Annotated in this window: 15 protein-coding genes and 1 pseudogene; 9 read left to right on the plus strand and 7 right to left on the minus strand. The window is 59.8% G+C overall.

From position 1 onward, the window contains the following. Positions 1–19 precede the first annotated feature (19 nt). Both HWX44_RS01100 and HWX44_RS01105 read left to right on the plus strand, forming a co-directional pair. Complete coding sequence (locus HWX44_RS01100; RefSeq protein WP_175972875.1) at positions 20–1075, plus strand: NAD(P)-dependent alcohol dehydrogenase; 1056 nt, start codon at positions 20–22, stop codon at positions 1073–1075. A gap of 185 nt (positions 1076–1260) precedes the next feature. Continuing rightward, positions 1261–2685: a YkvI family membrane protein gene (locus HWX44_RS01105; protein WP_175972876.1), complete on the plus strand. Its 1425-nt coding sequence runs from the start codon at positions 1261–1263 to the stop codon at positions 2683–2685. Here HWX44_RS01105 and HWX44_RS01110 read toward each other — a convergent pair. After that, the gene (locus HWX44_RS01110) at positions 2682–3371 is read right to left on the minus strand and encodes a LysE/ArgO family amino acid transporter (RefSeq protein WP_070511632.1); all 690 of its coding nucleotides are present in this window, start codon (positions 3369–3371) and stop codon (positions 2682–2684) included. The genes HWX44_RS01105 and HWX44_RS01110 overlap by 4 nt on opposite strands. Positions 3372–3441: 70 nt before the next feature. Between HWX44_RS01110 and HWX44_RS01115 the strand changes: the two genes are divergently transcribed. The 4 genes from HWX44_RS01115 (at position 3442) to HWX44_RS01130 (ending at position 6250) form a co-directional block, all read left to right on the plus strand. Then, positions 3442–4326 carry a LysR family transcriptional regulator ArgP gene (locus HWX44_RS01115; protein ID WP_102233859.1) on the plus strand — a complete coding sequence of 295 codons (885 nt, stop codon included), beginning with the start codon at positions 3442–3444 and terminating at the stop codon, positions 4324–4326. 28 nt (positions 4327–4354) lie between these two features. Then, positions 4355–5368, plus strand: coding sequence for a DoxX family protein (locus HWX44_RS01120; protein ID WP_175972877.1), 1014 nt, complete (start codon positions 4355–4357; stop codon positions 5366–5368). A gap of 133 nt (positions 5369–5501) precedes the next feature. Next, entirely contained in the window at positions 5502–5939 is a 438-nt protein-coding gene (locus HWX44_RS01125) for a hypothetical protein (protein ID WP_049157207.1), read from the plus strand. Beyond that, on the plus strand, positions 5936–6250 hold the full coding sequence (locus HWX44_RS01130; RefSeq protein WP_049157204.1) for a transcriptional regulator: 315 nt from the start codon (positions 5936–5938) through the stop codon (positions 6248–6250). Before HWX44_RS01125 ends, HWX44_RS01130 begins: the two co-directional genes overlap by 4 nt. A gap of 70 nt (positions 6251–6320) precedes the next feature. On the opposite strand, the gene HWX44_RS01135 is transcribed toward HWX44_RS01130, so the two are convergent. The 3 genes from HWX44_RS01135 to HWX44_RS13485 all read right to left on the minus strand — a co-directional run bounded on the left by HWX44_RS01135 (position 6321) and on the right by HWX44_RS13485 (position 8458). Next, a complete protein-coding gene (locus HWX44_RS01135) occupies positions 6321–6707 on the minus strand; it encodes an IS30 family transposase (protein ID WP_070511640.1) in 387 nt (128 codons plus the stop codon). Positions 6708–7197: 490 nt separating this feature from the next. Next, entirely contained in the window at positions 7198–7956 is a 759-nt protein-coding gene (locus tag HWX44_RS13220; protein WP_232745259.1) for a DUF6973 domain-containing protein, read from the minus strand. Positions 7957–8023: 67 nt separating this feature from the next. Beyond that, positions 8024–8458, minus strand: coding sequence for a helix-turn-helix domain-containing protein (locus HWX44_RS13485; RefSeq protein WP_366095180.1), 435 nt, complete (start codon positions 8456–8458; stop codon positions 8024–8026). Here HWX44_RS13485 and HWX44_RS13225 point away from each other — a divergent pair. Beyond that, positions 8345–8977: a hypothetical protein gene (locus HWX44_RS13225; RefSeq protein ID WP_246822414.1), complete on the plus strand. Its 633-nt coding sequence runs from the start codon at positions 8345–8347 to the stop codon at positions 8975–8977. The two genes, HWX44_RS13485 and HWX44_RS13225, sit on opposite strands and share 114 nt — an antisense overlap. A 117-nt stretch (positions 8978–9094) precedes the next feature. Here the strand turns inward: HWX44_RS13225 and HWX44_RS01150 are convergent, their stop codons facing one another. From HWX44_RS01150 to HWX44_RS01160, 3 genes and pseudogenes are all read right to left on the minus strand, one after another. Next, positions 9095–10363 (minus strand): glycosyltransferase family 87 protein, encoded by a 1269-nt coding sequence (locus HWX44_RS01150; protein ID WP_175972878.1) that lies wholly within the window; start codon positions 10361–10363, stop codon positions 9095–9097. 11 nt (positions 10364–10374) lie between these two features. Next, positions 10375–12226, minus strand: a pseudogene (ilvD, locus tag HWX44_RS01155) (dihydroxy-acid dehydratase). Positions 12227–12228: 2 nt separating this feature from the next. Next, entirely contained in the window at positions 12229–12762 is a 534-nt protein-coding gene (locus HWX44_RS01160) for a PH domain-containing protein (RefSeq protein ID WP_070516400.1), read from the minus strand. Positions 12763–13076: 314 nt separating this feature from the next. Here HWX44_RS01160 and HWX44_RS01165 point away from each other — a divergent pair, with 314 nt between their 5' ends. Next, the gene (locus HWX44_RS01165; protein WP_175972879.1) at positions 13077–14897 is read left to right on the plus strand and encodes an acetolactate synthase large subunit; all 1821 of its coding nucleotides are present in this window, start codon (positions 13077–13079) and stop codon (positions 14895–14897) included. A 5-nt stretch (positions 14898–14902) separates the two neighbouring features. Continuing rightward, positions 14903–15418, plus strand: a complete 516-nt coding sequence (ilvN, locus tag HWX44_RS01170) for an acetolactate synthase small subunit (RefSeq protein WP_175972880.1) — start codon at positions 14903–14905, stop codon at positions 15416–15418. Positions 15419–15456: the final 38 nt, after the last annotated feature.

Raw genomic sequence — 15456 nt, forward strand, 5'->3', positions numbered from 1 at the left:
GCGGGGTACCGTGGTCGCCATGACTATTTCTACTAAAGCACTGCAGAAGACCGGTCCGAACGAGCCCTTCGAAGTCGTGACCATCCAGTGCCGCGAGCCGCGCGCCGATGACGTTGTCATCGACATCAAAGCAGCAGGCATCTGCCACTCGGATATCCACACCATCCGCAACGAGTGGGGCGAGGCGCACTTTCCGCTGACCGTTGGCCACGAGATCGCCGGCGTGGTCTCCGCCGTGGGGGAGGAGGTCACTAAGTTCAAGGTGGGGGACCGCGTCGGCGTGGGCTGCCTGGTGAATTCCTGCGGTGAGTGCGAGCAGTGCGAGGCAGGGATGGAGCAGAACTGCCTCAAGGGCGGTGTGGGAACCTATAACTCCACGGATGTCGATGGCACGATTACTCAGGGCGGCTATGCGGAAAAGATCGTGGTGAAACAGGACTTCGTCCTACGCATCCCGGAGGCCCTTGATTTTGACGTGGCAGCACCCCTTCTCTGCGCCGGTATCACTACGTACTCTCCGCTGGCCCGCTGGGACGTCAAGGAAGGCCAGAAGGTAGCCGTCGTGGGCTTGGGCGGCCTGGGGCACATGGGCGTGCAGATTGCTGCCGCCAAGGGCGCGGATGTCACGGTCATCTCGCGCACCTCGCGCAAGGCAGAGGAGGCCAAGAAGCTGGGGGCGAGCCGTACCCTGGCCACCACCGAAGAGGAAGACTTCTTCAGGAACCACCGCGGCGAATTTGACCTCATCCTGTCCACCATCTCCGCCGAGTATGACCTCGAAGATTACCTGCGCCTCCTCAAGCCGCGCGGCATTATGTCGGTGGTCGGCCTACCGCCGGAAGCACTGCCGCTGCGCCTCAGCCGTCTGGTCGGCGGCGGCAAGGTGCTGACCGGCAACAATATTGGTGGCATCGCGGAAACCCAGGAGATGCTGGACTTCTGCGCCGAGCATGGCCTGGGCGCGGTGATCGAAAAGGTGGGCGTCGACGAGGTAGACGCGGCCTATGAGCGCGTCGTCGCGGGTGATGTGAAATTCCGTTTCGTCATCGATACCGCGACGTTTGCCGAGCACTAAGAGGTGAGCCGGCTCATGCCTGAGCGGTTGTAGGAGCAATCTCTCCACAGCCGCACACATGTTTTCCTATCAGGTTGGCGTAAGGTAGAACCTATGTAACGCCATGCTTGTGCCAAAGTATGGCGCGTTTTTATGCACTAGCCACTAAGCATAAAAAGAAGAAACTAGAAAACAGATAGGAAAACGTGTCTTATAAAAACGTCGTGGGCATCGCTTTGTCCTTCATTGGCTTGCTCGTGGGTGCGGGCTTTGCCACGGGACAGGAAGTTGTCCAGTACTTTACGTCCTTTGGTATTCCGGGCATGTGGGGAATCCTGGTAGCCGGCTTGGTCATGACCCTCGCTGGCACGGTGTTCCTTCAGCTGGGAAGCTACTTCCACGCCAGCGAACACAACCAAGTGTTCCGGAACATTACCCACCCGATCATTTCGCGCATTCTGGATGTCGCGGTGATCCTCACGCTCTTTGCGGTGGGCTTTGTCATGCTGGCTGGCGCCGGATCTAACATGCAGCAGCAGTTCGGCTGGCCGGCCTGGGTGGGTTCCCTGCTCATGCTCGTCCTGGTTCTTATCACGGGCATGTTCGACGTCGATAAGGTCTCCCAGGTCATCGGTCTCCTGACGCCGACCATCATCATTGCGGTACTCTTCGCCGGCACCTACACGCTGCTGCACATGCCGGACAACGTCGATGCGGCGATTGCCGCCTCCGAGGCGATTGAATCCCCAATCCCGCACTGGCTCATCTCCGCGCTGAACTACAACGGCCTGGCCCTCATCCTGGCGGTATCGATGTCCCTGGTGATCGGCGGCGATAACATCAGCCCGCGCGAGGCAGGCGTCGGCGGCATCGTGGGTGGCGCGGTCTACGCGGTGCTCATGGCCATCGCCGGTTTCTCGCTGCTGATGAACGCGGAGAACGTCGGCGATTCCGATATCCCGATGCTGACCCTGGTGGACAATATCCACCCGACACTTGGCGTCATCATGGCCATCATCATTTACCTGATGATCTTCAATACCGCCATCGGCATGTTCTATGCGCTCGGCAAGCGCCTGTCTTCCGGTAACGAGTCCAAGTACCGCATCATCTTTATCGCCGGCTGCCTCGCTGGCTTCGCCGTCTCCTTCGCCGGCTTCAAGGCTCTGATGCAGTACGTCTACCCGGTCCTGGGCTATATGGGCATTGTGCTCGTGGCAATCTTGGTGATTGGGTGGCTGCGCTCCCTGGGCAAGATTAAGGACGAGGGCCTGCGCCGTGAGCGCATCCGCGCCCTGCTGCACCTCAAGCTGCACCCCGACACAGAGTACGACGCGGCGCGTTACGACGATGAAATCGGCCAGCAGATCGCCGACTCCAACATGGACGATGAAGCCCTCTTCGAGGACCTCGTCTCCGATGTGGTGGAGGAGCTGGACTCGGATGAAGAGCTCGACTTCGACAAGGAAAAGTGGGAGGAAAACCGCAACGACCACTCCTACTACACCGAGCGCGAGGGCGTCGAGCAGGACCGCAGCGACGAAGAAATCAAGGCCTGGGTCGAGGAAACCGGCGCAGTGGGAGACCCCGCCGAAGACGACGAGCTCCCTGAAGAATCAAAGAAGAACTAGAGAAGCAGGAGCTTCGCCGTCAGCGCAAGCATGACGCAGCCGATGACGATGTTGACTACGCGCCACGTCGTCGGCTTGGCCAGCACGTGGGAGAGCTTGTAGGCGCCAAAGCCTAGGGAGGGGAACCACACTGCGCTGGCCATGATGGCGCCTGCTGCGAACACCCAGCGCTGGTCGCCATATTGGTTTGCAATGGAGCCCAGCATGACTAGCGCGTCGACGTAGGCCAGGGGATTAAGCCACGTCAGCGCCAACGCACCGAGGACGGGTTTGACCCAGGATTTCGAGCGCACGCGGGGGCGGATCTTCGTAAGCACTGAGTTCCCCGGTGTCCCAGAGGAACCCGAATTCTCATCAACCACTTGGGCCACCGGTGCGGTTTCCTCAATGACCAGTGCTTCCTGTTCCTTCTTGAAGGCATCGCGGAAGCACGTGAAGCCGAAGTAGATGAGGTAAGCCGCGCCCAAGTACTTGACCACGATGAGCGCGGTGGGGAAGCGTTCGACGAGGACGCCGACGCCGGCGGTGCCGCCGGTGATCAGGATGACGTCGGAAAGCAAGCATGCCAACAGGATCGGCCCGACATGATCGCGTTTAATGCCCATCTTGATGATGTAGGCATTCTGCGGTCCGATGGCGATGATGAGGGACAAACCCAGCGCAAATCCTGCGAGCAAAACTGACATGGCTTCTAGTGTGCGTATAACGGCATATGAAGTCCAGTTAAATCTTCTACAGCTGGTTTAAAATAGCTTCATGAACCCGCTCCATACTGAAACTCTGCTGGCCATCATCGATGAAGGCTCCTTCGAGGGCGCTGCGGCTGTGTTGGGAATCACTCCCTCGGCCGTTAGTCAGCGCATCAAGGCGCTGGAAGTATCGACTGGTCGAATCCTTCTGCGCCGCGGAACTCCCGTCACCGTGACCGAGGCAGGGGAGATTGTCGCCCAAGCCGCGCGGCGCATGGCTCTGGTCCAAGCCGAGGCAGATGCGCGGCTCACCGAGCGCCTCTCCCGCGTGCCGTTGACTGTCGCGATCAACTCGGATTCCCTGGCCACGTGGTTCAGACCTGTAATCCAGCGCACCGCCGAGCGCGGTGAGGCGGCGCTGCGCATTCGCATCGAGGATGAGGCCCGAACGCTCGCGATGCTGCGCCGGGGTGATGTGCTGGGCGCGGTCACGCGCGAGCAAACCCCGGTCTCCGGCTGTGAATCTACATACCTCGGGACCATGCGCTACTTTGCCGTCGCCGCGCCCGCTCTGGCGGAGGGCTTCGAGGATTGGGAGACCCTGCCCATCGTGGGCTTCGGGCCGAACGACGCCACCTTGGATGACGCCATGCGCGAGCGCTTCATCGACTCCCACGTGTTACGCGCACGAGTTTCCCAGATCCCCTCCTCGGAGAGTTATGTCGAAGCAGTGCGCTACGGCCTGGGATGGGGCTTAGTGCCGCGCCTGCAGGCACAGCCTTTGCTGGAGACCGGAGAGCTGGTGCTTCTCGACGACTTCCCGCTCGACATCGACCTCTACTGGCAACGCTGGCGGTTGGAGTCGGAGTTGCTCGCGGACCTCACGGCGGATGTCTTAGACGCAGGCCGTGCGGTTTTAGCTTCGCGCCGCGCCGATAAAGATGCGCCATAAAGGCACAGTGCTGCCTTAAGTTGGAGGCATGAGCGATAAAACTCCTGATAAAGCCACCAACTTTGATGACGATATCCCCACCTACACGGGGCCGGACTCCGCGAAAGCCAGCGCGCCGGAGGAAGTAGAGACTGAGAAGCCCAAAAAGAGCAGCCTCTTCCAGCGCCCCGGCCGCGCCGAGCCGCAGGTGATTAAGCCGAAGAAGGTAGAAGAGCCAGCGGCTGAGACTGCAGCTGAGCCTGCCGCGGAGGCTAAGACCGAAACCTTTGAAAGCCCTTCCCGCGGTTCCCTGTCCTTCGACAGCGCTGCAGCAGAAACCGAGACCACCGCATTCCCGCGTGCGGAGGCAATGGCTGAGCCTGATGAGCAGACAACGGCTATGCCGGTATCGGCAACCGCAGCCTCGGAAACCCAAACCGAACCAGCAGCAACAGAGAACTACGAGGAAGTTCCCAGCACGGTTGCTGTCGCTGACCCCGCCGTCGACTCTGAAACTGCAGCAGTGGAGGAGAAGCCGGAACCAGCGCGCCGCGGAACCATCGATTTTGGCCTGCTTTTCGTGCGCCTAGCGCTGAGTGTCTACTTGCTCGTGGCGGGTGCTTCGACCTTCTTTAAGCTCGGTGGCAACGAGGGCCTGGCTGGTCTGGAGAACGAGTTCGGTGAATACACCATGGCAGCTGCACTCGCCATCGGCGTGCCGACTGTTCAGCTTATCGCCGGTGCTTTCCTCCTGCTTGGACTAGTCACCCCGCTCGCGGCTATGTTCGGACTTATCGTCACGGGCTTCTCCGCCATCCATGGCCTCAACGCCTCCGAGGCAGGCTTAGACGTCTTCGCGTGGAACGAGAACGTCTGGTTGGGTCTCGTCCTCTTCGTGATCGCGGTGGCCCTGCAGTTCACTGGCCCTGGATTCATCTCCCTGGACTTCAACCGCTCCTGGGCCCGCCGCCCGCTGGCGACGTCCTGGATTTTCGTCGTCATCGGCGTGGCCGCACTGGTCGCCATCTGGTGGTTCGGCGCTGGGGTTAACCCGCTGAACTAGGCCTACCAGCCCGGCTTTCAAGCTCCCTGCCTGCAGTTATGGGGTAGCCGTTGTTGTTTTCCATTATGTAAAGTAAGTTGTTTTCTGTAGTGGAAAACAATGACTTTGGTGCCGCAGGAGGGGAGCTTTAGTTTTGCCGAATCAGAATGTTCTGGACGCACTCGCATTTGAGGAGCAACAACGGTTGGCCGCGGCCAAACGGCCACCCGTCTGGCTGAGCCTGCTCGCAGCGGCGGCGTACGGTGCGTGGTTTGCTTACATGTGGATCAAAGTTGACGTCCATCCGCTCGTCCTCGTCGGCGGACTTCTTCTTGTGCTCGGGTTATTGGTGAGCCTTGCCTTCTTTTACCGCACGGGGGTGAGGGATTCGATGCGCCAGAAGGTTGATCCGCACGCCTCCCGGAGCGTGACCTGGCGCTTCTACGCAGGATTGGGATTTATGATTCTGCCGTCGCTCTTCAATCCCTTCGTCGAAGGACACGTTATTCCCTCATGCATTGCAAGTGTGCTGTGCGCCTTGGCGGTCTTGTGGACACTACATACTGGTGCGCTGGATCGGAGGCCGCGATGAGTGAACTTGACCCGGTAATCCACCCGCTCAATCGCTTTAAGATTTGCGCCACACTTAATGCCTTCGGAGCCACGCAGGGCGGGGAGGTAAACCGAGAGATGAAGTTCGCCATGTTGCGCGCTCGCACGGAGCTTTCCGATGCCTCCCTGTCCAAGCAGCTCGGAGCTCTGGAAAAAGCCGGCTACGTGACTCGCTTCCGCGAGTACGGCACCAGCCGTGCGAAGGACTCGGTGTGGGTCGCATTGACTGAGCAAGGCAAGATTGCCTTCGACGGCCACTTGGCAGCACTCAAGGAATTAGCTGAGGGTTGAGTTGGGTGCATAGTACGGCCTCGCTGAGGTGCCCTTGTTGCCAAAGTTTTCCCGCCCGCCGCAGGCGGTTTCAAGTGGTGGATGCATCACTTGAATAGTTCTTGGATTCTCTCTTCTGGTGTGTACCAGTTGAGGACTTCTCTGGGGCGCCCGTTGAGTAGGTCTTGAATGTGTTGAACGCCTTTTGAAGCGTCAGGGTACTAAAGTCGCTTCCTTTGGGTAGGAAGTCTCGGACTAGCCCGTTGGTGTTTTCGTTGGTAGGACGCTGCCAGGGTGAGTGTGGATCGCAGAAGTAGACTGCGAGCCCACGTTCGATGCTCAGCCTGTCTACTTGGGCTAGTTCCACACCTTGGTCCCAGGTCAGTGTTTTGGTGTTGTTGCGTATTTTTCCGGTAAACATCTCGATTAACTTATCGACAGTCGTGGCGGAATCATGCACATCAAGCAGCGAGCCCATACGACTACTTGTTCAAGCCGGTTAGAGTCCAAGCACTACCCGGATTATCCAGAGAAAAACTGAGAGCAACTGTCGTTGACTCCATGATTAAAGAAGGCGGACTTGATGGAGAACACAGATCGAGAGCCTGTCGAGAGAACCTCACCCATTGTTCGCTGTCGCCCTTTCCTCTAAGAAAGAGGAAGTTTGCCTCTTCGGTGAAGCCGTGTTCTGGAACAGGGGGATCATCAACCACAAGTGTTTCTTTGACTGTTTGATACGGAGTGTATGGGCACACGAGCGAAAACTCAGTCCACTCTGGTCCGTAGAGTTCCTCCAGTGTGATGGACTCAGTAACGGGGATTGCATGTCCCGATCGTTCTAGGGACGCGAGATGAGAAGCCAATGGGTCATTAAAACTACAAGAGGAGAGTGATAGGGAGACAATACTAGTGAACCCTATCCGTGCCATCATGCGTCTCATTAACATAACCTCCTTCTCGTGCCTATCCTAGGAAAGTGTAGATAGCAGTCCAATCCTTGCCCAGAGGGCGCACTGGTTCAGAGCAGCAGCTTCGTCGCCACTACTTGCGAAAGCAGATCCAAGAAATCGACCTTGGGCATTGTTATACAGGTCCATGCGGGTCTGATCCGCTGGCCCTTGAGCGACAGTTTCGTGGTTAGTAGCAATGCGTTCAGCTGCATCTGCACCGATTCTCATCGTCATCAGGGCATTCCACGAGCAGTGCCGAAAAGCATCGCCCTTTCCATTGCGGAGTGATGTGGCGCCAGGAAACCGGTTCTGCGCTTCCGTACTCGCGGTTGTGGCTGCCTGATTGGCGATGCCGCATGATACTACATCGACCAGCGCGATGCAGGACAGCATTTCAAGGCCCTGGATATATATCCGGTAGGGGTCCGACTGGGTGGTCGCAAAAGGCGCTACCTGAGGATTGATGTCAGTGACCCTGGCACGTTCAACTGCAGCAATGATTGCGCGTTGTTCATTAGCTGACAGGGATGCGAAGTAACCGTACGGGTCGGCGGACTCGTTCATCACCTTGATCTCGTCTTGAACATTCATGATGTCCTCATCTGTGACATCACTGGTGTCTACGCGAATTTCAGCGTCTAAGTCAATTGTTGATGCGGGCAAGGGGGTAAGATTCCCCAGGTTTTGGGCAGCAGCACTTGGTGGAATGATTAAACCAAATGCGAGAACTGCTGCTGTAGATAAAGCCATGATGAATCTTGTGGCGCGATTGCGCATAAGAACTCCTGTAAATTTCGTGAAAACGATTATCCGTGACGAGGGAAACACGCATATTAGGTTCTCCTTACCCAGAGTAACAGATAATTCCTATTAGGAAACTAACAGTTGTAAAATCACCCCTAATTAGGTGTATATCCCCTGCCAATTTATCGATCACAGCTCCACACAGAAGTAACGAAGTACTACTAGTAACGCTCGTAGATTGAAGTGCCCCGAGTTTTGTTCCTAGGGGGGCAGGGCTCAGCAGCCAAGGGGAAGGTGACCACTTCGTGTTCAACTCCTCGATGACAAAGGCCCGCAACTGCGGGTTGGTATCGAGTTTACGGGGTTTAGGCCTGGCTAAACGGTCTACAGCCCGCTTTTGCGCCACGAGGGCATCGTAGCCATGCTCAGTCATCCCACGGGCGATTTCCCTGCTAATCGTCGACTGATTCCGGCCAAGGTGGGCTGCAATCTCACGGTGAGTAAGACCCTGATCAAGCAGATAGGCTATCGCTATTCGGTCATGGCGGATAAGACGCTTTCCGCGTCCTACCTTCGATTCGGATTCAGTGGGATGATCATTGAGTACCCAACGCCCATACATGCGATTATGGTGCCACGTTTTCACCGTGGCAGTGCAGCGATCAACAACCTGGCCGGCCTGTTTATAGCTTTTGCCAGCATCCACAAGTTTCAAAGCTTGGGCAATGCGATCCCGCTCGTGTTGTATGGCTCCACCGCGACTGGTATTGGCGAGTTCGATACCGTCTTGCGCAAGGTATCGGTAAGCGGTCTGTGGGAAACCTGTCTCTTTCAGTGCACTATGCGCAGACCGACCGCTTTCTACAATAGCAATGATCTTTTGGTATTGATCTTTGTACTTATCCTCATTCAGGCTCCGACGGCGCTTGCCACGGCTAAGGCCCTCAGCCTGGCGCCACACCTTCGCCGTAGCCTTCGAGCCCCCCAACTCCTTGAGGATCACCGACATCGGACGCGCATCATGCAGATACGCCTGCACATACCGCTCACGTAGCTTTCTATCGCCTAACATCTACACAACCTCCTAGCTGTATAGATGCATTCACCACCTGAGCCCGCCGCAGGCGCGGCGAACAACTTTGGCAGAACAGGCAGTTTTGCGTTTCGGGGGTCAGTTGGTTTGGGCCGCAGCGAGTTCAGCATGTGGCTTGTCTGCCTTATTGTCCTGAATCTTGAGACAGATGGCGTAGAGAATCCAGCTGAGGAGTGCCAGCCACACGAAGTCATCGACCAAGAACTTCTGGTACAGCGGCATCGCGTGAACATCGATGCTATCGCCGAACCACCACTTCGGCGGAACGGTGAGCAGCATGCCAGTCCAAGCGGCGAGAACAGCCAGCGAGCTGCCGGCGACCCAGGTGGAATTGCGCCAGGACCAGGCGCGGTAGACCAGAAGCGGCACGATGAGGGACAGCCACACCCAGTGGTGGGACCACGAAACGGGGGAGATGAGCAGCATGGTGGTGGCGGTGGTGAGGTGGGCGTCGACAAGCAGGCCGCGCCGCATCTGAGCCATGATGAGTGCTGAGCTAAGGCCGATGATCGTGAGTGCCGCCACGAGCCACAGCACGTTGATGAGCATGCCGTTGTTGTTCATCGCCTCTTGGGAGGTAAAGAGGCGCTGGATGACACCCTTGAGCGAGGAATTGGACTGATAGTCAGTAGCCACGCCGAAGTCTGCGCCCTTGCCCATATCGAGAAGCTTTGAACTGAAGAACTCGACAAAGGCCTGCCATCGGTAGGCCGCGGCCAACAGCGTCGCCACGACGGCGGAGGCTAAGGCCGTGAGGATGGGCCGCCACTCGCGGCGCAGCAGGAAGTAGAGCAGCATGGCCAACGGGGTGATCTTGATGGCCGCCGCGAGACCTATCAGCCAGCCCTGCGGAAGCTTGCGCTCGCGGGGAACAAGATCAAAGATGACCAGCGCCATGATGACGATATTGATCTGCGCAAAACCATTGTTGAGGCGGATGGGTTCAAAGAACATGGCCGCGGCCCACGCGATCGCCACGGTGGGCCACAGGTGCGGCACCTTGAGCGCGCGGAAGATCGCGTAGAGGCAGGCAAAGACCAGGGCGTCCGAGAGGACGATCATGATGTCGCCGGCGAGCGAATCGCTCATCCAGTCAAAAGCAGTCAGTGGCACCATGACCAGCGCCCCGAAGGGCGGGTAGATAAAGGGGAGCGCCAAATCCCCGGCGTACATGGGCTCCGAGTAGACCGAGCGGCCCTCCATGAAGGCGCGCACGCCCTCTCGGTAAATGATCATGTCCACCGGGAAGTCCGTGTGGAGGACGTGGCGGATGACGCCCACCAGGCCAATGATGAGCCCGGCGGCGGTCAGGAGTGTGCGCCTTGCGGCGTTAGTGGCGAAATTCATCGCCCCATACTCTAATTGACGTAACCATCCACCACGCGCACCGCACCACGGTCAGCGGACGTGGCCATGTTGGCATAGGCGCGCAGGGCCTTGGTGACCGGGCGGTTGCGGTCCTTCGGCGTCCAGGGCTTCTCACGCTGCTCCTCGATGGCGCGGCGGCGTTCGAGAACGTCCTCGTCGACGTCGAGGGTGAGCTGGCGCTCGCGGATGTTGATGGTGATGGGGTCACCGTTTTCCACCAGGCCGATGAGACCGCCGTGGGCAGCCTCGGGGGAAATGTGGCCGATGGAAAGGCCGGAGGTGCCGCCGGAGAAGCGGCCATCCGTAATCAAGGCGCAGGCCTTGCCCAAGCCGGAACCCTTGAGGAAGGAGGTCGGGTGCAGCATCTCCTGCATGCCGGGGCCGCCCGCGGGGCCCTCGTAGCGGATGACGATGACATCGCCGGGCTGGACTTCCTTCTTGAGGATGATGGACACGGCCTCCTCCTGGGACTCCACCACGCGGGCCGGACCGGTGAAGGTCCACAGCTCTTCCTCCACGCCGGCGGCCTTGACGATGGCCCCGTTGGGGGCGAGGTTGCCGCGCAGGACAACCAGTCCGCCGTCAGAGGAGAAGGCATGCTCGGCGTCGTGGATACAACCATTGGCCGCGTCGGTGTCGAGCTCATCCCAGCGATTGGATTGGCTGAAAGGCTCGGTGGTGCGCACGCCGCCGGGGGCGGCGAAGAAGAGTTCGCGGGCAGCGTCGGTAGCCTTGCCACCGCGGATATCCCACTCGTCGAGCCATTCCTCGGCGTTGTCGTAGAGCGCGGTATGGACCTTGAGGTTCAAGTGGCCGGCGCGACGCAGCTCGCCCAGAATGGCGGGGATGCCGCCGGCGCGGTGCACGTCCTCGATGTGGTAGGTGCCGTTGGGCGCCACCTTGGACAGGCAAGGCACGCGGTAGGAAATCTCGTTGATATCCTCCAGCGTGAAGTCCACCTCGCCCTCCTGCGCGGCGGCCAGCGTGTGGAGGATGGTGTTGGTCGAACCGCCCATAGCCATATCCAGCGCCATGGCATTGGCGAAAGCTTCCTTGGTGGCAATCGAGCGCGGGAGGACAGCGTCATCTTCCTCGCCATAGTAGCGCTGGCACATCTCGACGATGGTGCGGCCGGCTTGTTCAAAGAGATCGCGGCGTGCGCTGTGGGTGGCCAGCGTGGTGCCATTGCCTGGAAGGGCCAAACCGAGCGCCTCGGTGAGACAGTTCATGGAGTTGGCGGTGAACATGCCGGAGCAGGAACCACAGGTGGGGCAGGCGGATTCCTCCACCTGAGCCAGGCCCTCATCGGAGACGGCATCGCTGGCCGACGCCGTGATGGCCGTAATCAGATCCGTCGGTGCGTGTGCTACACCGTCGACGACGACGGCCTTGCCGGCTTCCATCGGGCCGCCAGACACGAAGATGGTAGGGATGTTGAGACGCAGCGCGGCATTCAACATGCCCGGGGTGATCTTGTCGCAGTTGGAGATGCACACCAGGGCGTCGGCAGTGTGCGCGTTGACCATGTACTCGATGGAATCGGAGATGATCTCCCGCGAGGGCAGGGAGTAGAGCATGCCGCTATGGCCCATGGCGATGCCATCGTCAACAGCGATGGTGTTGAATTCCTTGGGCACGCCGCCGGCTTCGCGCACGGCGTCGGCCACGATGTCGCCGACGTTCTTGAGATGGACGTGGCCGAACGAACTGGGTAAAGGAGTTGGCGATGGCAACGATCGGCTTGCCAAAGTCACTCTCCTTGGAGCCGGTAGCGCGCCACAGCGCACGCGCACCGGATGCCTGGCGGCCAACGGTGGTGACTTTAGAGCGGAGAGGGTACATGGTTAATCCTTCAGTTCGGGGTGTTTCTTGAGGTACTCGGCGTATTCCTCCTTGGTAAGGAGGATTTGTTGGCCATCGCGGTGGACGATGACGACCTTGTCATCGGCGGCTTCGCGGCCAGCGGTCAGGGCGTCGGGGATGCGGCCGTTGGAAGCGGCGGCAAGGCGGGGGAGAGAGTTAAAAGTCACGCCCGGCAGGTTGAGGTTGTCGCCGCTGGTGGTGCGAGCGTAGGCCTTCGAGCGCTGGAATCCGATGCCTTTAAAGTCCTTCCACGCGATGTCCTTGGGGCCGCGGAAGCCATAAGTGATGTGGATGCCTTTCGCGTCCACGGTGGTGCGGGCCCGCAGGACCCACCAGATGGCCAACACCGGGAAGATGAGGATCCAGAAGAGGTATTTCGGGGCCCAGCCAATGCTGAGAAAAGCGATTGCGGCGAGGATGCCGATGCCGAGGAGGTGTTCGCGGGTGGGCTTGAACGTTTCGGCCGTGGGGTGTTCGGCGCGAGAAGATGCGTTCTGCGGGTGTGAGGACGTCATAGTGGGTCATCGTAATTGACAGCGTGGCGCGGTGGCGAACCGCCCCACCTGTGCAATCTCGCAAAATGAGAAAAAGATCCCAAAAATGGGGGTAAATGCCTGCGGTGGCGTTTCTATCAGTGTACAGTTTAGCCCATGATCATTATTCGACTTCACCTCGTAGTAGTACCCGGGCGGCGCGAGCCGTAGCGAGTCCACTAGTGACGTCGACCAGCAAGCGCCCCCGTTACCTTCACACCCAGGAAGGACAGCGGGGGCGTTATTAGTTGGATGATCTCTCCGATATCCATCCCCACTGAAGGAGCACAACAACCGTGACAGCTTCCACTCCGCCACAGCGGGCGCCCGAGCGCATCACGGGCGCACACGCCATTGTCCGTACCCTCGAAGATTTGGGCACCGAGCTTGTCTTCGGCATTCCGGGCGGCGCCGTGCTTCCGCTGTACGACGCCCTCTTTGAATCCACGAAGCTGCGCCACGTGCTCACCCGCCACGAGCAGGGGGCCGGCCACGCCGCCGAAGGTTATGCCCAGGCATCCGGAAAGGTAGGCGTCATGATTGCCACCTCCGGTCCGGGTGCTACCAACCTGGTGACCCCGCTGGCGGACGCCAACCTGGACTCCGTGCCGGTCGTGGCCATCACCGGTCAGGTGGGCAGCTCCTTGCTGGGCACCGACGCCTTCCAGGAGGCCGATATCCGCGGTGTGACCATGCCGATTACGAAGCACAACTTCATCGTCACCAAGGCAGAGGACATCCCGGGGGCTATTGCTGCCGCGTTCCACCTGGCGTCCACCGGACGGCCGGGCCCGGTCCTCGTGGATATCCCGAAGGATGTCCAGAACGCCCTGATGGAGTACTCCGGCCCAGTCATGCCGGACCTGCCGGGGTATAAGCCCACCACGACCCCGCACCCGCGCCAGATCACGCAGGCTGTTCAGCGTATTGCCCGCGCGGAGCGCCCGGTGCTCTACGTTGGCGGCGGCGTCATTAAGGCGGAGGCTTCCCGCGAGCTGCGCGAGTTTGCTGAGCTGACCGGCATCCCGGTGGTGACCACCCTCATGGCGCTCGGCGCTTTCCCGGATAATCACCCGCAGCACATGGGCATGCCCGGCATGCACGGCACGGTACCGGCGGTGGCGGCGCTGCAGCGCGCGGACCTTATCATCGCCGTGGGCGCGCGCTTCGATGACCGCGTGACCGGTGATACCGATACCTTTGCTCCGCACGCCGAGGTCATCCACGCCGACATCGACCCGGCCGAGATCGGCAAGATCCGTGAGGTAGCTGTTCCCATCGTGGGTGATGCCCGCGAGGTGCTTCTGCGCCTGACCAAGGCTTATGCCAATGACGCGGAGTTGGACGCCCCGAACCTCGGTGACTGGATGGAGTACCTGGGAGATTTGCAGCGCCGCTACCCGCGCGGTTTCGAGCCGACGTCGGACGGGCTGCTCAATCCGCAGGAGGTTATCCAGCAGCTCAGCTCCATCGTGGGGCCGGAGGCTATCTACTGCGCGGGCGTCGGCCAGCACCAGATGTGGTCGGCACAGTTCCTCGACTTCGAGCACCCGCGCAGCTGGATCAACTCGGGCGGTGCCGGCACGATGGGCTACGCCGTACCCGCAGCGCTGGGCGCTAAGGCCGCATGCCCGGAGCGTGAGGTTTGGGCGATTGACGGCGATGGCTGCTTCCAGATGACCAACCAAGAGCTCACCACCGCCGCGGTGGAGGGATTCCCCATCAAGGTGGCTGTCATTAATAACGGAAACCTGGGCATGGTGCGCCAGTGGCAGACGCTCTTCTATGAGAACAAGTACTCCCATACCAAGCTGCGTGAGCACGATGAGTACGTTCCGGACTTCGTCAAGCTCAGCGAGGCCCTGGGGTGCGTGTCCATTCGCGTCACCACGGCAGAAGAGATTGGCCCCGCGATTGAGCGCGCGCGCTCAATCAACGACAGGCCAGTGGTCATTGATTTCATCGTGGGCCAGGATGCCCAGGTGTGGCCGATGATTGGTGGCGGCGCCTCCAATGAGGAAATTCAGTACGCCCTGGGCCTGCGCCCGCTGTTTGATGAAAACGAGTCCGCGGCCGAGGATCCGGCCGACATCCACGAATCCCTCGAGGAGGCCTAAGAACAATGGCTAAAGACGACATCACCCGACACATCCTGTCCGTGCGGGTCCAGGACATTGAGGGCATCATCTCCCGCGTGACCGGTATGTTTACCCGTCGCGGTTACAACCTCATCTCGCTGGTCTCCGCGCGGACCGAAACCGAGGGGATTAACCGCCTGACCATCGTTGTGGACGCCTCCGAGGTTGTCATCGAGCAGGTGGCGAAGCAGCTCAACAAGATTGTTCCGGTGCTCAAGGTGGTGGAGCTGGAGGAAGAAAACACCATTGCCCGCGCCATCATGCTGGTCAAGGTGGCCGCGGATAACTCGAACCGCCCCCAGGTGGTCGACGCGGTGAACATCTTCCGCGCCCGCATCGTGGACGTATCGCCGGAGTCCGTGGTGGTGGAGGCCACCGGTACGCCGGGCAAGCTGCAGGCACTTCTCGACGTCCTCGAGCCCTTCGGTATCCGTGAGCTGGTGCAATCCGGAAACGTCGCGCTGGGGCGTGGCCCGAAGGCGATGGCACCGAGCAAATAAATAATCTCACATTGTGGGCATCTTGTCCCAAAATGTGA

The organism is Corynebacterium sp. Marseille-Q2823 (assembly GCF_903645345.1).
In the GTDB taxonomy this organism is placed as follows: Bacteria; Actinomycetota; Actinomycetes; order Mycobacteriales; family Mycobacteriaceae; genus Corynebacterium; species Corynebacterium hiratae.